This window comes from Micromonospora sp. C28SCA-DRY-2, assembly GCF_030519475.1.
Taxonomy (GTDB): Bacteria; Actinomycetota; Actinomycetes; order Mycobacteriales; family Micromonosporaceae; genus Micromonospora.
The window spans coordinates 1,010,570-1,032,606 of record NZ_JAUMKD010000001.1; the positions used below are offsets into that span (position 1 = coordinate 1,010,570).

At 75.1% G+C, this 22,037-nt stretch carries 20 protein-coding genes; 9 read left to right on the top strand and 11 right to left on the bottom strand.

Annotation, left to right across the window (positions count from 1 at the left end):
- The first annotated feature begins 103 nt into the window (after positions 1–103).
- Positions 104–2,596 carry a BTAD domain-containing putative transcriptional regulator gene (locus tag Q3W71_RS04675; RefSeq protein WP_302918023.1) on the top strand — a complete coding sequence of 831 codons (2,493 nt, stop codon included), beginning with the start codon at positions 104–106 and terminating at the stop codon, positions 2,594–2,596.
- Positions 2,597–2,754: 158 nt separating this feature from the next.
- On the opposite strand, the gene Q3W71_RS04680 is transcribed toward Q3W71_RS04675, so the two are convergent.
- Together Q3W71_RS04680 and Q3W71_RS04685 are read right to left on the bottom strand one after the other, a co-directional pair.
- A complete protein-coding gene (locus Q3W71_RS04680) occupies positions 2,755–4,050 on the bottom strand; it encodes a phospholipase D-like domain-containing protein (protein ID WP_302918024.1) in 1,296 nt (431 codons plus the stop codon).
- Positions 4,051–4,712: 662 nt separating this feature from the next.
- Positions 4,713–5,948, bottom strand: a complete 1,236-nt coding sequence (locus Q3W71_RS04685) for a multidrug effflux MFS transporter (protein ID WP_302918025.1) — start codon at positions 5,946–5,948, stop codon at positions 4,713–4,715.
- 91 nt (positions 5,949–6,039) lie between these two features.
- On the opposite strand from Q3W71_RS04685, the gene Q3W71_RS04690 reads away from it, so the two are divergent.
- Positions 6,040–6,471, top strand: a complete 432-nt coding sequence (locus Q3W71_RS04690; RefSeq protein ID WP_302918722.1) for a MarR family winged helix-turn-helix transcriptional regulator — start codon at positions 6,040–6,042, stop codon at positions 6,469–6,471.
- A gap of 64 nt (positions 6,472–6,535) precedes the next feature.
- On the opposite strand, the gene Q3W71_RS04695 is transcribed toward Q3W71_RS04690, so the two are convergent.
- Positions 6,536–7,360, bottom strand: coding sequence for an LLM class flavin-dependent oxidoreductase (locus Q3W71_RS04695; RefSeq protein WP_302918026.1), 825 nt, complete (start codon positions 7,358–7,360; stop codon positions 6,536–6,538).
- Positions 7,361–7,536: 176 nt separating this feature from the next.
- Between Q3W71_RS04695 and Q3W71_RS04700 the strand changes: the two genes are divergently transcribed.
- Complete coding sequence (locus Q3W71_RS04700) at positions 7,537–7,905, top strand: VOC family protein (protein ID WP_302918027.1); 369 nt, start codon at positions 7,537–7,539, stop codon at positions 7,903–7,905.
- A 19-nt stretch (positions 7,906–7,924) separates the two neighbouring features.
- A complete protein-coding gene (locus tag Q3W71_RS04705; RefSeq protein WP_302918028.1) occupies positions 7,925–8,356 on the top strand; it encodes a VOC family protein in 432 nt (143 codons plus the stop codon).
- Between the two features lie 8 nt (positions 8,357–8,364).
- Here Q3W71_RS04705 and Q3W71_RS04710 read toward each other — a convergent pair whose 3' ends face one another.
- Positions 8,365–9,609 carry a hypothetical protein gene (locus Q3W71_RS04710; protein WP_302918029.1) on the bottom strand — a complete coding sequence of 415 codons (1,245 nt, stop codon included), beginning with the start codon at positions 9,607–9,609 and terminating at the stop codon, positions 8,365–8,367.
- Between the two features lie 116 nt (positions 9,610–9,725).
- Positions 9,726–10,208, bottom strand: coding sequence for a hypothetical protein (locus Q3W71_RS04715; protein ID WP_302918030.1), 483 nt, complete (start codon positions 10,206–10,208; stop codon positions 9,726–9,728).
- Positions 10,209–10,344: 136 nt separating this feature from the next.
- Between Q3W71_RS04715 and Q3W71_RS04720 the strand changes: the two genes are divergently transcribed.
- Positions 10,345–10,929, top strand: coding sequence for a hypothetical protein (locus Q3W71_RS04720; RefSeq protein WP_302918031.1), 585 nt, complete (start codon positions 10,345–10,347; stop codon positions 10,927–10,929).
- Positions 10,930–11,011: 82 nt separating this feature from the next.
- On the opposite strand, the gene Q3W71_RS04725 is transcribed toward Q3W71_RS04720, so the two are convergent.
- Positions 11,012–12,169, bottom strand: a complete 1,158-nt coding sequence (locus Q3W71_RS04725; protein ID WP_302918032.1) for a hypothetical protein — start codon at positions 12,167–12,169, stop codon at positions 11,012–11,014.
- 160 nt (positions 12,170–12,329) lie between these two features.
- The gene (locus Q3W71_RS04730; RefSeq protein WP_302918723.1) at positions 12,330–14,672 is read right to left on the bottom strand and encodes an acylase; all 2,343 of its coding nucleotides are present in this window, start codon (positions 14,670–14,672) and stop codon (positions 12,330–12,332) included.
- A 264-nt stretch (positions 14,673–14,936) separates the two neighbouring features.
- Between Q3W71_RS04730 and Q3W71_RS04735 the strand changes: the two genes are divergently transcribed.
- Positions 14,937–16,490: a gluconokinase gene (locus tag Q3W71_RS04735; protein WP_302918033.1), complete on the top strand. Its 1,554-nt coding sequence runs from the start codon at positions 14,937–14,939 to the stop codon at positions 16,488–16,490.
- Between the two features lie 27 nt (positions 16,491–16,517).
- Here Q3W71_RS04735 and Q3W71_RS04740 read toward each other — a convergent pair whose 3' ends face one another.
- Entirely contained in the window at positions 16,518–17,078 is a 561-nt protein-coding gene (locus Q3W71_RS04740; protein ID WP_302918034.1) for a TetR/AcrR family transcriptional regulator, read from the bottom strand.
- Between the two features lie 88 nt (positions 17,079–17,166).
- Here Q3W71_RS04740 and Q3W71_RS04745 point away from each other — a divergent pair, with 88 nt between their 5' ends.
- Together Q3W71_RS04745 and Q3W71_RS04750 are read left to right on the top strand one after the other, a co-directional pair.
- Positions 17,167–18,036: an alpha/beta fold hydrolase gene (locus tag Q3W71_RS04745; protein ID WP_302918035.1), complete on the top strand. Its 870-nt coding sequence runs from the start codon at positions 17,167–17,169 to the stop codon at positions 18,034–18,036.
- A gap of 4 nt (positions 18,037–18,040) precedes the next feature.
- On the top strand, positions 18,041–18,541 hold the full coding sequence (locus Q3W71_RS04750; protein ID WP_302918036.1) for an HPP family protein: 501 nt from the start codon (positions 18,041–18,043) through the stop codon (positions 18,539–18,541).
- A gap of 51 nt (positions 18,542–18,592) precedes the next feature.
- Here Q3W71_RS04750 and Q3W71_RS04755 read toward each other — a convergent pair whose 3' ends face one another.
- Positions 18,593–18,877: a putative quinol monooxygenase gene (locus Q3W71_RS04755; RefSeq protein ID WP_302918037.1), complete on the bottom strand. Its 285-nt coding sequence runs from the start codon at positions 18,875–18,877 to the stop codon at positions 18,593–18,595.
- A gap of 136 nt (positions 18,878–19,013) precedes the next feature.
- Between Q3W71_RS04755 and Q3W71_RS04760 the strand changes: the two genes are divergently transcribed.
- Positions 19,014–20,282, top strand: coding sequence for a serine hydrolase (locus Q3W71_RS04760; RefSeq protein ID WP_302918038.1), 1,269 nt, complete (start codon positions 19,014–19,016; stop codon positions 20,280–20,282).
- A gap of 1 nt (position 20,283) precedes the next feature.
- Here the strand turns inward: Q3W71_RS04760 and Q3W71_RS04765 are convergent, their stop codons facing one another.
- On the bottom strand, positions 20,284–21,027 hold the full coding sequence (locus tag Q3W71_RS04765) for a hypothetical protein (protein WP_302918039.1): 744 nt from the start codon (positions 21,025–21,027) through the stop codon (positions 20,284–20,286).
- Positions 21,028–21,126: 99 nt separating this feature from the next.
- On the bottom strand, positions 21,127–21,885 hold the full coding sequence (locus tag Q3W71_RS04770; RefSeq protein ID WP_302918040.1) for a MerR family transcriptional regulator: 759 nt from the start codon (positions 21,883–21,885) through the stop codon (positions 21,127–21,129).
- Positions 21,886–22,037: the final 152 nt, after the last annotated feature.

Sequence of the window (22,037 nt, forward strand, 5' to 3'; positions counted from 1 at the left end):
GTTGAAGACCGGATCTGGCGTGGCACCTGCGTCGGGCCCGGCAGCCGACACACCGGTCATCAGGACGGTCGGCTCCGGCGCAGGGGCCGCCTACTGCCTCGACGTGCCACCCGAGACCCTTGACGCGGACCGCTTCGAGCGCTGGTGCGCCGACGGCCGCCGGCTGGTCACCGCCGGCGAGCCCGCGCTGGTCGAGCGCGGGGTGGCGCTGCTGCACGACGCGCTGGCGTTGTGGCGCGGTCCGGCCTTCGCCGACCTGGCCGACCGCCCGTTCGTCCGGCCGCGGGCCGCGCGGCTGGAGGCGGGACGCCGGGCGGCCCGGCGCGGCTACGCCGAGGGGCTGGCCGCGCTGGCCCGGCACGCCGAGGCGGTCGCCCAACTCGCCACCGCCCTCGCCGACGACCCCTACGACGAGGCGGTACGGCGGCTGCTCGCGCTGTCGCTCTACGCCGAGCAGCGGGTGGACGAGGCGGCCGAGGTGTGCCGGGAGGGCGTCGTCCTGCTCGGCGAACGCGGGCTGGACGCCCCGGAACTCCAGGAACTCCAGCGGGACATCCTCCGCCGGCTCGTACCGTCGCCACGCGAGGCCGCCGACTCGGTGAAGCTGGCGCGGCCCTGCCTGCTGCCGCCCGATCCGCCGCAGTTCGTGGGCCGCGCCGAGGATCTCGCCGCCGCCCGCCGGCTGCTGCTCTCCCCCGCCGACGGCTCCCCCACCGTGCTGGTCAGCGGCTTGGCCGGGGTCGGCAAGACGCTCTTCGCGGTACGCCTGGCCCACGCGCTGCGCGGCGACTTCCCGGACGGCCAGTTGTACGTGGACATGCGCGGCTACGACCCGGACGGCACCCCGCTCGGCGCGGGTACGGCGGTGCGCGGCTTCCTGGACGCGCTGGCCGTGCCGCCCGACCGGGTGCCGGCGACCCTGGAGGCGCAGACCGGGCTCTACCGGAGCCTGCTCGCCGACCGGCGGGTGCTGGTGGTGGTGGACAACGTCCGCGACGCCGACCAGGTCCGCCCGCTGCTGCCGGGCGCGGCGGGCTGCGCCACGGTGGTGGTCAGCCGCAACCAGCTGCCCGGCCTGGTGGTCGCCGAGGGCGCCCGGCCGCTGCGGCTCGACCTGCTCACCGACGGCGAGTCGCGGGAGCTGGTCGGCCGCCGGCTGGGGGCCGCCCGGCTGGCCGGCGAACCGGACGCGGTCCGGCAGATCGTCCACGCGTGCGGACGACTGCCGCTGGCGCTGGCCATCGTGGCGGCCCGGGCGGCGAGCCATCCCGAGTTCACCCTCGACGCGCTCGCCCGGGAGCTGCGCGGCGGCGGTGGCGGGCTCGACGCGTTCGCGGTTGGCGGCGCCGACGTCCGGGCGGTCTTCTCCTGGTCGTACCACGGGCTGACGCCATCGGCGGCGGGGTTGTTCCGGCTGCTGGCGGCCCACCCGGGCCCGGAGGTCACGGTCGCGGCGGCGGCGAGCCTCGCCGCCGCGCCCCCCGAGGAGGTACGCGCCGCGGTGCGCGAGCTGGCGGCGGCGCACCTGCTCGTCGAGCACCTGCCCGGCCGGTACGCGCTGCACGACCTGCTGCGCGCGTACGCCGGTGAGTTGGCGGACGACGGCGGGCGACGGGCGGCGCTGCGCCGGGTGCTCGACCACTACCTGCACACCGCGCTCGCCGCGGACCGGCTGCTCTGGCCGCACCGGGACCCGCTGGCGCCCGCCGCGACCGCGCCCGGGGTGCGACCGGAGGTGTTCGCGGACCGCGACGCCGCACTGGCCTGGTTCACCGCCGAGCACCCGGTGCTGCTCGCCGCGCTGGACCGGGCCGAGCGGGCCGGCCTGGACGGGCACGTGTGGCGGCTGGCCTGGGCCGCGGCGAACTTCCTCGCCCGGCGTGGGCACTGGCGGGACTGGGTGCGGGTGGGGCAGGCGGCGGTGGCCGCGGCGCGCCGGCAGGACGACCGGGCGGCCGAGGCCGAGGCGCACCGGATCCTGGGCGGCGCGCACGTGCGGCTGCGCGACTTCGCCGCCGCGCGGGAGCACTACGGGTGGGCGCTGGAGCTGTTCGGCGGGCTGGGTGACCTGGTCGGGCAGGGGTTCACCCGGCGCAGCCTGGGCTGGTTGTGCGAGCAGCAGGGTGACGTCCGTGCGGCGCTGGGGCACGACCTGGCGGCGCTGGAGCTGTTCGAGCGCGCCGGGCACGAGCGCGGGGTGGCCAACACACACAACTCGGTGGGCTGGTGCCACGCGCTGCTGGGTGACCACGCGGCGGCGGTCGCGCACTGCCGCCGCTCGCTGGCGCTGCTGGAGCGGCTCGGCGACCCGGTGGGCATGGCCGGCGCCTGGGACAGCCTCGGGTACGCCTACCGGCAGGTCGACCCGGGCGAGGCGCTGGCCTGCTACCGGCAGGCGCTGGGGCTCTACCGGCAGCTCGGCGACCGGATGAACGAGGCGGTCACCCTGCGCCAGTTGGGCGAGACCCAGCACGCCGGCGGGGACAGCGCCGCCGCCCGGGAGTCCTGGCGGCAGGCGCTGGACATCCTCACCGACCTCGACCATCCGGACGCCGACCGGGTCCGCGCCCTGCTGGCCGGTGCGACCGCAGCCTGAGCACCGGACCGAGCGGATCGGGCTCGCTGCCGGCCCGGGCGACCACGGCCTGAGCACCGGACCGAGCGGGTCGACTCGCCTCGCTACGGCCGGGCGACCACCTGCTGAGCGCCCGGAGGGCCGGCCGCAGCCGGGCCGGCCCTCCGGTAGCGGACTACTCAGCCGGCGTCCTCGGCCGAGGCGGTGCCGGTGGTGCCGGCCGGCGGTGTCCACCGCAGGCAGGTGCTGTGGTGCTGCTCGAAGCGCTGCTGGAACGGCGCGGCGAGCGGGTGGTTGCGCAGCGCCAGGATGTTCTCGTCGTTCTGCCGCAGCGCCCGGTAGGTGAGGTTGTGGCTGCCGGTGTAGAGGGTCGACTGGCTGCCCCGACGGATGATCATGAACTTCTCGTGCATCGGGACGCCCCCGGCCGCGGTGTAGCCGCACAGGTGCACCGGCATCGCGCGGGCCAGGTCGACCAGGGCCTTCATCGGGGCGCCCGCGTCGTGCGGCCGGCCGGATTTGGCGCCGGTGACGATCCGCACCTGGCAACCGCGGTTGCGCGCCGCCTTCAGCTCCCGTACCACGGCGCTTCGCTGGATGCGGAAGTTGGCCAGGTCGATGCGCGTCCCGCCGGAGCAGTCGGTGGAGCGCAGCAGGCTGGCGATCGGGTCGTTGCTCGCGCTGCCCGGCGTACGCCCGGCGGCCTCGCGGCGCGGGAAGGTGTAGAGCCGGTGCGCGCCGACGGTGGTCGTCCGGCCGTAGTTCGGGTTGTTCCGCCCGGAGGCGCCGTAGCTCATCAGGTCGTTGAAGTAGCTCAGGTAGGCGTTGTACAGGCCGGCGTGGCTGATGGTGATGGCGTTCTCGTACGCCCGGTAGTGGTCGAGGTTCGCCGAGGAGACGTAGAGGACGTTGCTCGCCGTGCCGCCGCCGGCCAGTTGCACCCGGGAGATGGTCATGAACTTGTCGTGCAGCAGCGGCGGGTTGTGCAGCGGCGACGCCCCGGTCCGGCGGGTGACGCAGCCGCGGGTGGACTGCCCGTCGGATCGCCGCTGCCCGCAGGCGACCACCCGGGCGGTCGGGATCGCCTTCAGCGCGTTGTAGTGGGCGCTGCCGACCTGGCTGCCGTTGATGACGATCCGCACCCGTACGCCCCGGGCGGCCGCCGAGCGCAGCGCGTCGACGATCTCCTGGCGGTTGAAGAAGTAGAGGGTGAGCGAGAGCGTCGCCCCGGGCGCGGCGGCGTTGATCAGCCGGGTGACGTGCGCGGCGACTCCGGCGTGCATGTCGCTCTCGGTCTTCTGGTTGAACCAGGCGTAGTTGCGTACCTCCGACGCGGCGATCGGCACCGCCGCCGCGGCGGCGGCCGGCGTCTCCGCGGCGGGTTCGGCCGCGCTGGCCGGGGTGATCGGCAGGGACAGCGCCGTCGTCGCGACCAGCGCCAGGGCGAGGCCGCGCCGGCCCATTCGTCGGGTCACCCGGCGCACACCTCCCCGATCGGGGTTCACCAGCGGTTCGATCTGCATTCCGATGCCTCTCCGTTGGCCAGCGGCTGGCCCCCGTCGGTGCCGGCGCCCATCCCCCGAAGGTCGGCACGAGCCGTTCGGCGCCACGATCCAGCCGCTGGTCGATGGCCGGGACCGGTGCGTTGCGGTGCACCCGTCCCGGATTGATGTCGACGAGGCGAGGTGGGGCGCCGGCAGGCCGCCAGGTCCGCGAGGGCTTCGTGCGCTCTGGGTGCAGTTGTTGTCGCTGGGACGACAACAACTGCACCCGAACGCCCCGGTGGCCCACTCCCCTCGTCTGCCGGGAGGGTCGCGCCGCAGCTGGGGTTGCGACGCGCCCCTTCCGGATCGACATCCACGATTGCAGCGCCGCGTGGAAGCACCGTGGAAACAGCGTGCAAACAGCGTGGCGGGCTGCGGCCGCGGTGCCAGCGCTGCTCGCGAGCGTTCGTGTGGTCGCGGCTGAATCGGTTGGCAGCCTCCCGGAGGGTAACCGGGGTCACGGACGGCGGCGGCAGGCGGCGGTCGCCGATCGCTGCGGGCAGGGCACCGATATAAGGGTTATCCGCCCTCTTGGGATAACACTTATCAGCCCTTGCGGCCGGTCCCGTCGGAGAGTTCTCCTGCGACGGTCGTCAGCGTCGGGAGCGCGGGCGGGCCAGGGTGAGGACGGTGGTGAGCGAGGCGACCGCCGCGCCGGCGATCACCACGGCCATCGGCAGCGCGCTGCCCTCGCCACCCAGCCCGACCAGCGGCGCGGCCAGCGCCCCGACCACCGACTGGATCGCGCCGAGCAGCGCGGCGGCCGTGCCGGCGTGGGCGGCGTGCCGGTCCAGGGCGAGCGCGGTGCCGTTCGGCGTGACCATGCCGAGCGACCCGACGAAGGCGAACAGCGCCACCGCCACCAGCGGCAGGCTGTCCAGCAGCGCGCCGGCGAGCACCGCGGCGGCGGCCAGCACGCTCACACCCAACGCGCGCATCAGCAGCGGGCGGAGTTCGAAGCGGTCGAGCAGCCGGGCGTTGAGCTGGCCGACCGCGACCAGGGCGAGCGCGTTCAGGCCGAAGATCGCGCTGAACCCGGCGGCGGAGACGCCGAAGACGTCCTGAAAGACGAAGGACGACCCGGAGATGTAGGCGAACAGCCCGGCGAAGGCGAGTCCCTGGGTCAGCGCGTACCCGAGGAAGATCCGGTCGGTGAAGAGGGCGCGGCCGGCGGCGGCCGTGGCGGCAAGACCGCCGGTGCTGCGCCGCGCGGCGGGCAGCGTCTCGGGCAGCCGCCAGGCGACGGCGGCGGCGAGCAGCGCGCCGATCACCGCGAGCGCGACGAAGATCGTACGCCAGTCGCCGAAGCGCAGCACCAGGCTGCCGAAGGCGGGGGCGGCCATCGGGGCGATGCCGAAGATCAGGGTGAGCCGGGAGAAGTACTTCGCGGCGTCCCGGCCGGCGTAGAGGTCCCGGACGACGGCGCGGGCGACCACCACCCCCATCCCACCGGCGAAGCCCTGCGCGAACCGCGTCGCAGCCAGGATCTCCGCGGTCGGCGCGGCCGCGCAGGCCAGCGAGAGCAGGGCGTACGCGCCGACGCCGGCGAGCACCGGGCGGCGGCGCCCCCAGCGGTCGCTGAGCGGGCCGGTGACCAGTTGGCCGAGGGCCATGCCGACCAGGCAGGTGGTCAGCGAGAGCTGGATCCGGGCCTGGTTGGCGGCCAGGTCGCGGGTCATCTCGGGGAACGCCGGCAGGTAGGTGTCCAGGGAGAGCGGCCCGAACGCGGTGAGCGTGCCGAGCAGCACCAGCAGCACGGCGGCGGCCCGGCCGGTCGGCGCGGCGACGCGCTCGTCCGGGCGTACGGGCGGCGCGGTGGTCTGCGACATGACTGTCCTCTCCCCGGTGGCTCAGCCCGGCTACGATAGCTCTGATTCCAGAGCTATCGCAGCGTGGAGAGGGCGGACTGTGACCGACGAGATGGTCGATCGCCTCGGCGGGGCCGTCGGCGAGCTGCACCGGGCGCTGCGCCGGCGGGCCATCCAGCGGGCCGGTCGGGTGGCCCTGCCGGACGCCCAGGTGGAGGTGCTCCGGCTGGTGCAGCGCCAACCCGGGGTCAGCGTCCGGGAGGCCGCCGAGCGGCTGGGCACCGCGCCGAACACGGTCAGCACGCTGGTCGGCGAGCTGACCGGGGCCGGCCTGCTGCACCGGGAACGGGATCCGGCCGACCGGCGCAGCGTCCGGCTGGAGCTGACCGACGCGGCCCGGGAGCGGATCGCCGCGTACGGGCGGCACCGGCGGGAGCTGCTCGCCGCCGCACTGTCCGAGCTGGACGAGGCGGACCGGGCGGCGGTGCTCGCCGCCGTACCGGCGCTGGACCGGCTCGCCGACCGGATGGCCGGCCAGCACTGAGCCGGCGGCGGGCGTCCGTCGGCCGCCCGGGTCCGGGCCGGCGTCCGTCGGCAGCGGTCGGGGGTCAGCGGGGCGGGCCGGCCAGGATGCGTTCCCGGGCGGCGTCCACGCCGCCGCGCCACCACCCCATCGCCTCGACCCACCAGGTCAGCCCGGCGTCGACGTACGGCGCGACGACCCGTTCGGCGTTCTGCGGCGTGGTCCAGCCTTCGAGGACGACGTCGAACCCGTCCAGCGATCCCCGCTCGGCGGCGACGAACCGTACCGCGTCGGCGAAGTCCTCGACCGGCACCGGGACGTCCCGGCCGGCGTCGCGGAAGGTCGCCATGAACCCGTCCCACCGTGCTGAGCGACGGAAGCCGGGACGGTTGGGCCAGCGGCCGGCGCACCAGACGGGGATGCGGGGGCGCTGCACCGGGGTCGGCAGCATCCGCACCCGCTCGCCCGACGGCAGCGGCACCTCCTGACCCGACCAGAGCGCCGCGAGCTGCTCCAGTGACTCGTCGAGCCGCCTGCCGCGGCCCCGCAGGTCGGGATCCTCGCCGAAGGCCGCGTACTCGAGGTCCATCGACCCGATGCCGGCCCCGAAGACGAGCCGGCCGGCGGAGAGCGTGTCCAGCGTGGCGGTCTCCCGCGCCACGATCTGCACCCGCCGCCGGGGCAGCGCGGTCACCAGCACCCCGAGCCTGATCCGGGTCGTGCGGGCGGCGATCGCGGACGTCACCACGACCGGGTTCACCACCGGCCAGTCCGGCTCGTGGTAGAGCACGTGGTCCCAGAGGAAGACGCCGTCCCAGCCCCGCTCCTCGGCCGCGACGGCCAGCTCGACCAGGGTCGCGGCGTCGGCGAAGGGCCCGACGTTGGGTAGACCGACAGCGAAGCGGGGCATCGCCCCACCCTAGTCAGCGGTCGCCGGCCGTGGGGGCGTCGGCGGACGGGTGGCTCGACGGTTCGGAAGCCTGGCGGCACGAACCGGACCCCGCCCGCTGTGGACGGTGCGGTGACCTGGTCCGTGTCGCACCCCGGCGCTAGCGTGCCAGCGACGCCGGTTGCGAAGGAGCTGTGATGATCGACCATCTGTCCGTCCAGGTCCGCGACGTGGCCGCCAGCGCGGCCTTCTACGACGCGGTGCTCGCCCCGCTGGGTGGCCGGCGGCTGCTGGAGTTCCCCAACGTCATCGGCTACGGCGTCGAGCGGCCCGAGTTCTGGCTCGGCCCGACGACCACCGCCGGCGCCGCCCGGGAGGTGCACCTGGCGTTCACCGCGCCCGACCGCGCCACCGTGCGGGCGTTCCACGACGCCGCCGTCGCGGCCGGCGCCGAGGTGCTGCACGCGCCCCGGGTGTGGCCGGAATACCACCCCACCTACTACGGCGCGTTCGTCCGCGATCCGGACGGCAACAACGTCGAGGCGGTCTGCCACGCGGCGCAGTGATCCCGGTTAGGTTGGCGGCATGGAGCAGCGGATCAGCCTGGTCACCCTCGGGGTCGCCGACGTGACCCGGGCCCGGGCCTTCTACGAGCGGCTCGGCTGGCGCGGCCAGGAGGTCGAGGAGACGGTCTTCTTCCAGGCCGGCGGGCTGGCGCTGGTGCTGTGGGGCCGGGCGAAGCTGGCCGACGACGCGGGCGTCGACGACCCGGGCGGCGGCGGGTTCGGCGGGATGACGCTGGCGCAGAACGTCCGCTCCCGCGCCGAGGTCGACGACCTGATCGCCGCGGCGGCGGCCGCCGGTGCCGAGGTGACCCGCCCGGCCCGGGAGACCTTCTACGGTGGCTACGCCGGCTGCTTCGCCGACCCGGACGGCCACGTCTGGGAGATCGCCTGGAATCCCGGCTTCCCGCTCGGCACGGACGGCACCATCACCGTCCCCGACTTCGGCGCCTGACCCACGGGTCAGGATCTGGGCGACGGGCAGAGCAGCGGATCCAGCAGCGGCAGTTGGAGCGGGTCCAGGCAGAGCGTGAGCAGCGAGCCGGGATCCGACGACGCCGGGGCGGTGGTCGGCGGCGTGCTCGGGCGCGTGGTCGGGGCCACCGGCGGGGCGGTGGTCGGGGCGGGCGCGCTCGTCGGCGGCGGCGCGACCGTGGGCGGCGCCGGGGCGGGCGCGGCGATCGCCGGCGGGACGGACGGCCGCCGGCTCGCCGGGGCCGTGGGCCGGGTCGACCGGTGCCGTCCGGCGCCGCCGGTGGCCCGGGGCGCGGGCTCGCCGGTCACCGGCGCGGCCGCGCCGCCGTCCGCCGGCTCGCCGGGGATCGGCGGAGCGACGAGTTCGAGCGGCGTCGACGCCGCGTCCGCGGCGGCGGAGCCGCCCACCTGCGCCCGGTACGTCGGGCCGGGCTGCTCGGCGTCGAAGCCACCGGCGGTCAGCGTGCCGAACGCCAACGTGGCCAGGACGGTGGCGGCGGCCACCCGGCGGTCGGGACGCCGCGCGGTCAGCGGGGCGTGGGCCGGCTCGGCCACCGGCGGCGGCACCGGCCGCGCCCGCCGGTGGGCGTCGAGCAGGTCGTCGACCTCGGCGGCAAGGGTGGCACGCCGCCCGCCGGCGGTGGCGAAGGCCAGGGTGAGGTAGAAGCGGAAGTTCACCGCCGCGGTGGCCGGCACCAGCAGCCCGGCGAGCCGCCCGCCGTCGGTGCGGTGCAGCAGGGTGAGCGGGGCGTCCGGGTGGTGCGCCGGTCCCACCAGGTCCGGGTACGTCCACTCGCGCCGGTGCGCCCGCCCGGCGAAGGCGACCCGGTGGTTGGTCACCACCGCCATGCCGGCGTCGACCGACCGCACACCCCTGGGCAGAGCCCGGTCGGCGCCGTCGGGGCCGGTCGCGGCACCGGCCAGGCCGGGCGTGGGCAGGCCGGCGACGTGCCGGGCCTCGGCCTCGACCAGTTCGGCGGTGGGCAGCACCCGGTAGACGACCTCGTCGTCGGCGAGGTCCACCGGCAGGCCGGTACGCGGCTGGGTGCAGCCGAGGAAGCTGGCCGCCTCTATTTGGAGCCGCACCAGTTGGTCGTGCCGCCGGAGCCAGGCAGCGGTCTCGGCGTCGTACGCGCGCCGCCGCCGGTCGTTCTCGCGCTCCGACCAGGTGGTGCGCCAGCGGGCTTCCGCCGGCGCCGCGTCCCGGATGGTGGCCGGTGATGTCGCCGTCACGTCTGGTACAACCGCTCGTCCCGTCGACAGGACACGCATGACGATCGATATATCCGCGTTGTTCCGGAAAGGAGAGAATTGGCCCCCGGCGACCGCGGAACCCGGGGCCGTCCCGGCTACGAGACGACGCGCCGGGGGTACGCCTCGGCCTCCCGCGCCCACTGCTCGGCGGCCGCGGCCAGCGCGTCGGCCGAGACCGTCAGCGGCAGCGGATACACCGCGCCGAGAGGCCGCCGCGGCATCCACGGGGGCAGCGACTCGTAGGAGAACTCGACGACCAGTTCCACCCGCCGGCGCCGGATCACCCGGCTCCGGAAGGTCAGGTTCGGCTCGGTGAACCGGACCACCGCCGGCGGCGCCGCCGGGTCGGCCGCGGACTCGGCACGCCACCGCAGCCAGCCGCTCAGCGCCGCCGCCTCGGCCACGGTCAGGCACGGCTCCAGGTGCGACCACGCCTGCCCGTCGGCGGTGCGGGCGTCCGTCTCGACGAGGAGCCAGTCGTCCCAGCCCTCGTCGGGGTGGACCGGCGGCGCCACACCCGGCTGGTAGCCGACCGGGCGGATCCTCACCCGGGCGCCGTCGTCGGAGCGGATCTCCATCCGCCCATCATTCCGGACATCAGGGCCGAATCGGAGCGAAATACTCTGGCCGGCCAACCCTGAGGAACGCCGGGTCCGGGGCCGGTACGGGAAGACCCCGATGCCACCACGCCGTCGCCCGGCAACGCTGGTGGACATGACGACCGTCCACCCCCGGACCTCCGCGAAGCTCGTCCCGGCCGCCGCCCTCGGGGCGCCGGCGCTCCTGCTCCTCTACGGCCTGCTGCGCCTGGTCGACGGGCTGGACGGCCACCATGGACCGGGCTGGGCGTGGAACGTCGGGCACACCCTCTTCCTGGTGGCGTTCGTGCTCTTCGCCGTACTCCTGGTCGGGCTGCGGCGGCTACTGCGCCGGGCCGCGCCACGGCAGCGACCGCTCACCGAGGTCGCGACGGCGCTCGGCCTGGCCGGCGCCGCCGGGTTCCTCTGGGTGATCCTCGGCGACCTGTTCCCCCGGCTCTCCGACGCCGCGCCGCTGCCGGACCCGGCGATGCTGCTCGGGCCGCTGCTGTTCCAGGTCGGCATCCTCACCCTGCTGGTGCAGGCGGCGAGCGTCCGGCCGCGTCTGCTGCCCGGCTGGAGCCCGGTGCTGGTGCTGCTCGGTTTCCTGCCGATCGCGGTCAACCTCGACCTGCTGCCGCTCGGCGCGGCCCTCATCCTCGTCGGCCTGCTCCCGCTGCAGCGGCTCACCGAGCCGCGCCCTGCCGAGCGTGATACCTGAGAGTCATGGCGATGCCTCAGGGTCTCACGGGCGGCGACAGGTGGCCGCTGACCCGACCGGCGGGAGCCGGCCGGCGGCCCGTTCAGGTCCAGACGGTACGGCGCACGCCCCGGTGCCCGGCGCAGGCGTCGCGCTGCCCGCCGGCCAGGCTGACCGCCCCGTCCCGGCACTGCACCAGGTAGCCCCGCCCGGCCCAGAACTGCGGCACGCAGTCGAACCAGTCGCAGACCTCGGCGTCCGGCTTGCGGATCCGGTAGCCGCCGCAGAAGTCGTACCCCATCGGGTTCGCCGGCGCGCCGCAGAGCCGCTCCCCGGAGGTCGTCCTCGACGGTGCCGGCGCGGGTGCCGTGGTGCGCTTCGGCTTCGGCTTCGCCGTCGGGCCGGCCGCGGCGACCGGCGGCACCGACGGGCCGAGCCGCGGCGCGGCGGTCGGCGCGGGGGTGGCCGCGGCCGCCACCTCGGGGCGGGTCGGGTCCGACGGGTCCGACTCGATGAGCGCGGCGGGCACCAGCACGGCGATGGCCGCCGCGACCGCCACGGTGCGGCGGCCGCCGGGCAGCATCGCGCTGAGCCGGGCCTGCGCCGGCGTGGCGATGCCCGGCCGGATCGGTTTGAGCTGCGCGTGCTCGGCGATCAGCTCGTCGAGCTGCGCGATGACGGCGTCGCGCTGCTCGATGGCGTCGGCGAAGGCCAGGGTCAGCTTGAACCGGAAGTCCGCGGCGGCGTCAGCGGGCAGCATCAGCCCGGAGGTGCGCCGGCGGTCCAGCACCTGGATCAGCGTCACCGGGGCCGCCGGGTCGTGGGCCAGGCCGGTCATCCGGCCGTACGCCCAGTCGCGCCGGCCGCGCCCGCCGAGCAGCACCAGCCGCCGGTTGGTGATCACCGCCATGCCGGCGTCGGCGACCCGGATCCCGTCGGGCCGGCGGGGCCGCAGCGGCGCGGCGTCGGCGGCGACCGTCAGGTCGGGGGCCGGGAGCACGCTGGTGTGCCGGACCTCGACCAGTTGGGCGGCGGGCAGCGCCCAGAGGACCACCTCGCCGGGGCCGAGCTCCAGCGGCAGCCCGGCGCCGGCGGCGGCCGATCCGTGGAACTCCTCGGCGAGGCTCCGCAACCGGCGCAGTTCGTCGTCGCGTCGCCGCCATGCGGTCTCGGCGCCTCGGTACGACCGCAGCCGCCGTTCGTTCTGCCGGTGCGCCCACCGGTACCGCCATGTGGAACCCGTCGAATCAGTCCTCGCCACGCCGACTCCTTCGCCGCGCAGACAACCAACCGGGGTGTCACACGTGTTAACTCCGGCGGCGTCCGGCCCGGACACGCCACTTCGGGCGAATCACCCGATCGGCGGACCAATTTGGACGACAAGTCGATTCTGGTGCGTGGCTTCTACCCCTTCGGGCGTGTCAGCGGTGGCGGCCCTCCGAGATCCGGTAGGTGCGCAGGTTCGGGTCGGCCCGCAGCTGCGCCTCGGTGTACTTGACGGTGTCCCAGCCCTTGCCCGAGTAGAGCCGGGTCTGGTCGGCGTACCAGGGCGAGTTCGGGTTGGTCGACTGCGAGTAGGTGAGGATCTGCCGGCCGGACGGCCCGTCCGGGCCCAGCTCGACGGCCATCACGAAGGAGGAGCCGTGCACCACCTTCGGGAAGCCGACGCCGGGGCGCAACGGGTTGATGATCATGTTGAAGATGCCGGCCTCGGCCGGTCCACCGTGGATCGGGATACGCTGGTCGCCGCGCGGCTCGGTCTGGACGTCGCCGAGCCGGGCGTCCAGCGGGATGCCGGCGAGCCGGCGGACGGCGTCGGCGAGCGCCCGCAGCACCCCCGCGTCGGCGGTGGCCAGCCGGGCCGGGGTGTGCACCGGATCGGCGGGGTCGAAGGCGTCGGCGAACCGGATGCCGCCGGCCAGGGCGAACTCGGTGAACAGGTGGGCGCCCCGGCTGCCGGTGTCGGCCCGCAGGTCCCAGCCCCGCAGCGCGGCACAGGCGTCGCGCAGGTCGACGGTGGTGCCGTCGGAGGCGGTCGCGGTCGGCTGGGCGGTGCAGAGCGCCACCAGGTCGTCGCGGACCAGTTCGCCGCCGTACACGCGGTTGCCGAACACCGTCTGCCAGAGCCGGCCGGTGGTGAACCGGGTGCCCGGCAGGTCGTCGGTGCCGGCCAGGCGCCGCTGCACCTGGTCGAGCCCGAGCCGGGTACGCAGGCTGCGCTGGCTGCCCTCGCGGCCGATGATCCGGGGGTAGCCCACCAGCGGCGCCTCCGGGTTGGCCAGCCAGTGGCTGTCGTTGGAGTTGGTCACGTAGTCGGTGCGGAACCGGATCGGCAGGTTCGCCGGGCCGAGGATGCCGGGCACCGCCGCGTCCGGGTCGGCGCCCAGCGCGCACGCCGACCGGGACCCGTCCAGGACGGCCTGCCCGCTGCTGGCGTAGAGCGGCTGGAACGGCGCCGGGATGCAGGCGGCGGCGAGGTCGTCGGTGACCCGGGGCACCACCGAGTGGTCGGCGTAGAGCGCCTCGCCGCGGGCGTCGGCGGCGATCACGTTCACCCAGGGCAGGAACTGGTAACGGTCCAGCACCCGCTTCAACTCACGGACCGTCTTCGCCCGGCCCATCTGCAACCAGCCGTCGAAGGCCCGGTTGTTGGTGGCGTTCACGTCGGTCACGGCGTACGCGGCCTCGGTCGTCCAGTCGAAGCTGCCGGGCACCACGACCACCGGCCCGTAGTGGGTGTCGTGGAAGGTGCGGCTGACCGGGACCGTGCCGCCGGCCGGGTTCGGCACCTGCACGGTGACCGTGCGGGTGGTCATCTTCCGCGGCCGGCCGTCGACGTAGTAGGAGGTCGGGTCGCCGGGCACCAGGGCGAGGCGGTGCCAGACGAAGCGGCGGGCGGTGGAGACGGTGTGGCTCCAGGCGATGGTGCGGTTGTGCCCGATCTCCACGATCGGGTCGCCGATCAGCGCGGCGCCCTCCACGTCGTAGCGGCCGGGCACCTTGAGGTGCATCCGGTAGAACCGCTCCGCCCCGTCCCAGGGGAAGTGCGGGTTGGCCAGCACCATCCCGCCGCCGTGCGTGGTGGCCCCGGCGCCGAGCCCGTAGGCGTTGCTGCCGACCCCGGCCGGCGCGCCGTCGACCGAAGCGAGCACGGCGGCGGCGCCCGGCGCGTCCTGGGCGGCGGCCGGGCCGGTGGCGGTCGGCGGGGCGGCGGCGACGATGCCGTCGAGCAGCGCGCGCGAGCCGGCGCGGATCATGCTGGCCCAGGTGGTCCGCCACAGGTCCAGTTCGGTCAGCGGGCGTACCCACGGCTTGGCCCGGCAGGCCGGGTCGGTGAGGTTCGCCGCGCCGCCGACCCGGCGCAGGTAGTGGTTGTAGCCGGCGACGAAGCCCCGGATCTGGTCCCGGACGTCGTCGGACGGCGAGTGCACGCCGTCGCGGCGGCCGTCGAGCAGCCGCTCGACCGCGCGGTCCTCGATCGCCTTGCGGAAGAACAGGTCACTGCGCACGTTGGCGTCGGTCGGGCCGCTCGCGCCGAACCAGCGGGACCGCTCGCCGCTGACCGTGACCACCTTCTCGGCGATCACGCAGAGGTTGTCCTCGGCCTGGACGTAGCCGACGCCGAAGCCGAGGCTGCCGAAGGTGTGCGCGGTGATGTGCGGGACGCCGTAGGACGCCCGGCGGATCTCGGCGGAGTAGCCCCGCCCGTCGCGCTGCTTGCCGGCGGCCGGCGCCGACCCGGCGACCAACCCGGACACGACCATGCCCAGGGCGGCCACCGCCGCACCGAGGCGAAGAGCTGGACCGGTCACGCCATCCTCCCCCGCCGGACGTCATCGTCCAGAAACATTCACGTTGCTCGGCATTCTCACCCCGGTCGGGCCCTCGCGTACACCCCCGATCGGGAGCCCGTCGCCGATTGACCGTGCCCGCGGCCGCCGTTCGCTTTCCCGGCACGGGGCGGCCCGGCGCTCGGTAACGTCAGCCACAGCCGGTGACGCCGGCGCGGGCGGAAGGGGTGAGCGCCGGTGACCGAGACGGGTGGCCGTCGCGACGCCGTGATCGCCGTCGACATCGGCACCGCCAGCGCCAAGGCGGTCGCCTACGACACCCAGGGCCGCCAGCTCACCCAGTACGGCTCGCCGTATCCGCTGGACGAGCCGCAACCCGGCTGGGCCGAACAGGACCCGCTGCGGATCCACGCGGCGGTGCTGGAGGCGATCGGGGCGGTGGTGGCCGACCTGGGGCGGCCGGTGGCCGGGCTGGCGTTCAGCACCGCGATGCACAGCCTGATCGGGTTGGACGCCGACGGCGAGCCGATCACTCCGTCGATCACCTGGGCCGACGCCCGGGCCAGCCGACAGGCCGAGCGGCTGCGCGCGGTCCCGTCCGGGCTGGCCCTGCACCGGCGTACCGGCACCCCGGTGCACCCGATGGCGCCGCTGCCCAAGCTGCTCTGGCTGGCCGAGCAGGAGCCGCAGCTGTTCGGGCGGTCGGCGTACTGGGTGGGGATCAAGGACTGGGTCCTGCTGCGGCTCTGCGACGAACTGGTCACCGACCACTCGGTCGCCTCCGGCACCGGGCTGATGGACATCCACCGGCTGGCCTGGGACGCCGAGGCGCTCGGCATCGCCGGCATCACCGACACCCAGCTTCCCCGGCTGGTCTCCACCACCGCCGTGCTGCCCGGCCTGACCCCCGAGGCGGCCGAGGCGACCGGGCTGCCCCGGCGTACGCCGGTGGTGGTCGGCGCCGGCGACGGACCGCTGGCCAACCTGGGCCTCGGCGCGGTGTCCCCCGGGGTGGTGGCCTGCTCGATCGGCACCAGCGGCGCGATGCGGGTGGTGGTGGAGCACCCGGGCGTGGACCCGCTCGGCGGGGTGTACTGCTACGCGCTGACCGAGCGGCGCTGGGTGGTCGGCGGGGCGATCAACAACGGCGGGGTGGTGCTCGACTGGGCCGGTGACGCACTCGCCCCCGAGCTGGGCGAGGACGCCGAGGACGAGCTGCTGGCGCTGGCCGCCCGCGCCCCGGTCGGCTCGGGCGGGCTGATCATGCTGCCGTACCTGCTCAGCGAGCGGGCCCCGCACTGGAGCGCGCTGCCGCGCGGCGCGTACGTGGGGCTGACCCACGGCCACCGCCGGTCGCACCTGGTGCGGGCCGCGATCGAGGGGGTCTGCCAGCAGCTGGCGCTGGTGCTGGCGTCGGTGCGGGCGGCCGGCAACGAGGTGCACGAGGTCCGGGCCAGCGGCGGCTTCGCCCGCAGCGGCCTGTGGCGGCAGATCCTCGCCGACGTGCTCGGCATGCCGGTGCGGTTCCCGGCCGGGCACGAGGGGTCCAGCCTCGGCGCGGCGCTGCTGGGCATGCAGGCGCTGGGCCAGATCGCCTCGATCGACGTGGCCGCCGACCTGGTCCGGATCGAGCAGACCGTGCAGCCCGACCCGGCGGCGGCCGCCACCTACGCGACGCTGCTGCCGCTCTTCTCCGAGCTCTACGACGCGCTGGTGCCGACGTTCACCTCGCTGCGCCGGCTGGCGCCGGGCCTGCCGCCCGAGCCGGCACCCACCCCGCCACCGCTGTGAGCGGCCGACGGGCGCGATGGCCGGGCGTCAGGTCGCCGGGTCGGCGTCGAGCAGCCGCTGCGCGGCCGCGCGGGCGTCGCGCGCCGGTTCCGGACTGCCGACGATGGCAGCGGTGACCATCGCGCCGTTGGCCAGCACCAGCAGTTGCGCGGCGAGCGCCGGGGACCGGCCGGCCGCGGCGACGAGGGCGGCGAGGTGGTCGGCGACCGCCTGCTTGTGGGCGCGGACGATGTCGACCACGTTCGCCGACGCCGGGCCGAGTTCGGCGAACGAGTTGATGAACGCGCAGCCGCGGAAGTCGGGCTGGCCGAACCAGTCGTACAGGTAGTCGAAGACCGCCAGGACGCGCTCCGCCGGCGTCGCCCGAGCCGAGGTGTACGCCGAGATCTGCTCCCGGATCGCCCGGTCCCGCCGGCGCAGCACCGCCTCGACGAGGTGCTCCTTGGACGGGAAGAGCTGGTAGGTGCGCTTGAGCGAGACCCCGGACGCCTGCCGGATGGCGTCCATGCCGACCGCCTGGATGCCGCGCTCGTAGAAGAGCGCGTCGGCCGCGTCGAGCAGGCGCGCCTCGGCCGTCGTGTGGTCCATGTCAAAGCCCCTTGCGCGGAGAACAGTCGTTCTCCTACGGTAGCAGGCAACCGGAGAACGAACGTTCTCTCGATGTCTAGGAGTTCGGATGTCCCCCTTCGTCACCCGTCACCGCACCGTCACCCTCGCCGGCCAGCAGGTCTTCTACCGGGAGGCCGGCGACCCGTCACGGCCCACGCTGGTGCTGCTGCACGGCTTCCCCACCAGCTCGCACATGTTCCGGAACCTGATCCCCGCGCTGGCCGACGAGTACCACCTCGTCGCTCCCGACCACATCGGATTCGGCCGGTCCTCGGCCCCGCCGGTGGACCGGTTCGAGTACAGCTTCGAACGGCTCACCGAGATCACCCTGGCGCTGCTCGACACCCTCGGCATCGAGCGCTTCGCCCTCTACCTGCACGACTACGGCGCCCCGATCGGCCTGCGGATCGCCAGCCGGAACCCGGACCGGGTCACCGGGCTGGTCGTGCAGAGCGGCAACGCCTACACCGACGGGTTCACCCCCTTCTGGGAGGTGCTCTTCGCGCACGCCAAGGACCGGGCGACCCACGAGCCGGCGGTCCGCGACCTGCTCACGGCGCAGGCCACCGAATGGCAGTACACCCACGGCGTGCCGGCCGACCGGCTGGACCGGATCGCCCCGGAGACCTGGACCCTCGACCAGGCCGGCCTGGACCGGCCGGGCAACAAGGAGATCCAGCTCCAGCTCTTCTGGGACTACCAGTTCAACCTGGACGCCTACCCCGACTTCCAGCGCTACTTCCGCGAGCACCGGCCGCCCACGCTGGTCGCCTGGGGCCGCCACGACGAGATCTTCGGCGCCGCCGGGGCCGAGGCGTACGCCCGGGACCTGCCCGACGCCGAGGTCCACCTGCTCGACACCGGCCACTTCGCGCTGGAGACCCACGGCGACGAGATCGCCGGCCTGATCCGCGGCTTCCTGCGCCGGGCCCGGTAGCCGGATGTCCGCCACCACCCTGCGCCCGCCGGTCACCGGTCGGCGGGCGGCCTGGGGCGCCGCGCTGAGCGCGGGCGCCATGCTGCTCGGGGCGACGGTCCTGCTGGCCACCGTGGAGGCAGTGACCGGGCTGGACGTCTTCGCGCTGCCCTTCGTCGCCTCGGCGGCGGTGCTCGCACTGGCGCCCGGCGCGCCGCTGGCCCGGCCGGCGGCGGTGCTGCTCAGCTATCCGCCGTGCGCCCTCGTCGCGGTGGCGGTCACCGCGGTCGCGGGCCCGTCGGTGTGGACGGCCAGCGCGGCGGCGGTGGCGTCGGTCGTCACCATGCTGCTGCTGCGGGCGCCGCACGCGCCGGCCGCCGTCTGTGCCGCCTTCATCGGCCTGACCGGCCCCGGCGTCGGCTACCCGCTGCACACCATGCTGCCGGCGGTGCTGATCGTGCTCGGCGCGGCCCTGCTCGCCGGGCGACTGCTGCCCGGCTACGGCTACCCGCCGTCGCGGCACTGACCTGCCGGCCCTCGGCCGGCCCCGACCGGGCGCTGGCCCGGCCGGGGCCGGTCAGGGGGCCTCGACGGCGGCGATCCGGTACTTGTGCACCTCGGCGCCGAGGATCGCCGCCACCTGCGCCTCGGCCGGACCGGAACCACGGAAGGCGAGCAGCAGCTCGTCGGAGTCCCAACGCTCGTAGACGTTGATCCGCCCCGGCTCGACCGGGTCGCCGCTGATCGCGAAGTCGACACAGCCCGGCGCGGAGCGCGCCTGCCGGATCGTCTCGACGCAGGACGCCAGGTAGGCGCCCCGCTCGGCCGGGTCGACGTACAGGCTGCCGGCGACGATGACCATCGTGGACCTCCTCGGAACGGGTGACGACCCCGGTGATGGTCCCCCGGTCCGACCCCACCGCGCCGCCGCCGCACCCGGACGGGTGACGCCACCGGCACCGGCGCCGGCCGGCTTGACCGCTCCTTATCGTGCAAACGTGAGCAAAACCGACAAAAGGGCTTCATCTACCCGATGGGCACGGCGAGCGCTGTCCGCCCTGGTGGCGCTGACTCTGCTCGGGCCGGTGGGGCCGGCGGCGGCCGACGGTGGGCCGGCGGTGCCGCCCACCGCACCGCCACCCCCGGCGGCCACGCTGGCCTGGCTCGCCGTCCCGGGCGGGGTGTTCTCGGTGGACACGGCGGCGCGCACGGTGCGCTACCGCGGCTGCGCCGGCGACACCGGCCGGATCCCCGACCCCGGCATGCGGGTCGCCCGCCGGGTGGCCAGCGGTGAGGTCACCGTCGGCGCGACGACCTACGCGTACGACATCCCGCTGGTCGGGCGCGTGCCCGGGGTGGTGGAGGTGTTCCGCCCCGGCGCCCGGCCGGCGGCGCTGGTCGGCGCGGTGGTCACCGACCCGCAGCCGCCCACCGACCCGGCCGCCGGGCGGCGGCTGCTCCCGCTCACCGGGCAACTGGCCCGGGTGGTCGAAGGGTCCACCGCCAACCCGGCCGGCGTCGCCGTCCGCGACCTCTCCGGCCGGTACGGCCACCAGCAGGTCGCGGTCAACGGCACGTTCCGCCCCAAGGCGGCCAGCGTGATCAAGCTGTGGATCCTGGTCGAGCTGCTGCGCCGGGTGGACTGCGGGCAGGAGTCCCTGGCCGACGGGGTGCTGGTCACCCCGGCCGACGTGGTCGACGGCACCGGCGAGTTGCAGTACGAGACGTTCCCCCAGGTGGTCACGCTGCACCGGCTCGCCGAGTACATGGTGATCTACAGCGACAACACGGCGGCGAACGTGCTGATCGACCACCTGGGCGGATTCGGCCCGGTCAACGCGCTGATCGACGCGATGAACCAGCGCGAGACCGTACTGGCCCGCAAGATGCTCGACACCGAGGCGGCCCGGCGCGGCGAGGAGAACTACACCAGCCCGGACGACGTGGTCTCGCTGCTCGGCGCGGTGTGGGACGCCGAGATCCTCACCCCGGCGTCCCGCGACCTGATGATCGGTTTCCTGCGGGCGCAGACCCTGAACACCAAGATCCCCGCCGCGCTGCCGCCCGGCGTGCCGGTGGCGCACAAGACCGGGGACCTGCCCGACGCGTCGCACGACGTCGGCTACTACCTGATCCCCGGCTCGCAGACGGCTGTCGCCTTCCTCACCGGCGGCCCGATGGCCACCGGCGACGAGACGGTCCGCCGACTCGCCCGTACCGTCTACGACTACCTGGTGCCGCCCGGCGACGGGGCGTACGAGGAGTAGCTCAGACGCCCGGGATGTTGGCCGGCGGGTCGTCGCGCACCAGCTCGGCGGCCGGCTTCTCCACCGAGACGGGCAGGCCGAAGTCGGCGTACGTCAGCTCCAGCGCCGCCGCCCGCCCCGGCTCGGCGGCCAGCTCGATCCGGTAGCGGACCAGCCGGCCCCGCTCGTCCAGGGCGGCGGTGAACGGCACCGCCCCGGCCCGGTCACCGAGCACGGCGCCGACCCCCTCTCCGAGCACGTCTGCGCTGCCCCGCAGGTCGAGGGTGCCGGCGTACTCGCGGTCACCGGTCTGCCGTACCCCGCTCGGGGCTCGCAGCGTGCTGGCCAGCCGGGTGTTGTCCAGGCCCCGGCCGCCGTCGACCGGCACCTGCCACCAGGTTCGGCCGTCCCACTCCGGCACCCGCCGGTCGGGAGCGCTCACCCGCACGTAGGCGTCCGTCCCGGTGACCAGCCGCTCGACCTTCACCTCACCGGCGGGCACCTTCAGCGAGGTGGTCTCCAGGCCCCGCCGGGCGCGCGGATCCCAGACCAGCACGGTGCCGTCCCCCGCGGTGCCGGAGCCGACGGTCAACCGGTAGGACTCCCGGTCGACCGCCGCGGCGGCGTCGACCAGCACGGCGGCCGGATCGGCGCCCGCCGCCGGCCGGTCGGTGGACGGCTCGGACCGGCCGAAGGCGGCCCAGCCGCCGACGACCGCGGCGACGGCCAGGACGGCACCGGCGGCGACCAGCTTGCGACGGTTCACGGCGGCTCCTCGGGGGGTGTGCAAGCCCGCCGGCGGATCACCGATCGACGCTCACGACAGTGCGGCCCGGCCAGCGTAGCCGGGACCGCACCGGCGTGCTCACGCCCGGCTGATCGCGTTGGCGTGGATCGCCTCGCTGAGGTACGCCGTCAGGCCCGGCGCGATGGCCTCGTAGTGCGCGGTGAACCGCTCGTCGGCCAGGTACATGTCGGCCAGCCCGGTGTGGATCTCGTACGAGCACTCGTAGAACGACCGGCTGATGAGCTGGCGGTGCTCCTCGGCCAGTTCCATCGCCGCCGGGCTGTCGGCCGGCGCGCCGGAGGACATCAGCGCCACGATCCGGCGGCCCCAGTCCTCGTTCTCCGCCTTGATCCGCAGCCAGTCCTCTTTGGTGTAGCGGGACACCCGCCGGTTCGACTCCCGGTACGCCTCGCTGCCGCCCCACCGCCGCTCCGCCTCCTCGGCGTGCGCCTCCGGGTCGAAGTCGCCGAAGACCTCGAACCGCTCCTCCGGGGTCAGTTGGATGTTCAACTTGCTCGCCTCCATCGCGAACTCGATCGCCGTGACCATCTCCTGCAACCGCTTGATCCGTACGGTCAGCAGCTCGTGCTGGCGGCGCAGGTGCGCCGTCGGGTCGCTCGCCGGGTCGTCCAGGATCGCGGCGATCTCCTCCAGCGGGAACCCCAGCTCCCGGTAGTAGCGGATGTGCTGCAACCGCTCCAGGTCCGCGTCGTCGTAGCGGCGGTAGCCGGTGCTGCTGCGACCACTCGGCGAGAGCAGCCCGATCTCGTCGTAGTGGTGCAGCGTCCGCACGGTCACCCCGGCCAGACCGGCCACCTGTCCCACCGTGTACGCCATGGTTTCCCTCCCTTCCGGAAACCAGGCTCCGGCCTGCCGTTACGTGAGGGTCAAGTCCGATTCTGCGACGCCGGTCACCCCGACCGCCGCGGCTCGCCCGAGCCGAGCCGGCCCACCCGGCCTGTCGGGCGGCCGGCCAGCTCCTGCGGGCG

Coding starts and splice junctions, on each gene's coding strand:
- Q3W71_RS04750 (WP_302918036.1), top strand. CDS start 18,041: ATGTCCGCCACCACCCTGCGCCCGCCGGTCACCGGTCGGCGGGCGGCC.
- Q3W71_RS04705 (WP_302918028.1), top strand. CDS start 7,925: ATGGAGCAGCGGATCAGCCTGGTCACCCTCGGGGTCGCCGACGTGACC.
- Q3W71_RS04755 (WP_302918037.1), bottom strand. CDS start 18,877: ATGGTCATCGTCGCCGGCAGCCTGTACGTCGACCCGGCCGAGCGGGGC.
- Q3W71_RS04685 (WP_302918025.1), bottom strand. CDS start 5,948: ATGTCGCAGACCACCGCGCCGCCCGTACGCCCGGACGAGCGCGTCGCC.
- Q3W71_RS04770 (WP_302918040.1), bottom strand. CDS start 21,885: ATGGCGTACACGGTGGGACAGGTGGCCGGTCTGGCCGGGGTGACCGTG.
- Q3W71_RS04700 (WP_302918027.1), top strand. CDS start 7,537: ATGATCGACCATCTGTCCGTCCAGGTCCGCGACGTGGCCGCCAGCGCG.
- Q3W71_RS04720 (WP_302918031.1), top strand. CDS start 10,345: ATGACGACCGTCCACCCCCGGACCTCCGCGAAGCTCGTCCCGGCCGCC.
- Q3W71_RS04740 (WP_302918034.1), bottom strand. CDS start 17,078: ATGGACCACACGACGGCCGAGGCGCGCCTGCTCGACGCGGCCGACGCG.
- Q3W71_RS04690 (WP_302918722.1), top strand. CDS start 6,040: ATGGTCGATCGCCTCGGCGGGGCCGTCGGCGAGCTGCACCGGGCGCTG.
- Q3W71_RS04715 (WP_302918030.1), bottom strand. CDS start 10,208: ATGGAGATCCGCTCCGACGACGGCGCCCGGGTGAGGATCCGCCCGGTC.
- Q3W71_RS04730 (WP_302918723.1), bottom strand. CDS start 14,672: ATGGTCGTGTCCGGGTTGGTCGCCGGGTCGGCGCCGGCCGCCGGCAAG.
- Q3W71_RS04695 (WP_302918026.1), bottom strand. CDS start 7,360: ATGCCCCGCTTCGCTGTCGGTCTACCCAACGTCGGGCCCTTCGCCGAC.
- Q3W71_RS04745 (WP_302918035.1), top strand. CDS start 17,167: ATGTCCCCCTTCGTCACCCGTCACCGCACCGTCACCCTCGCCGGCCAG.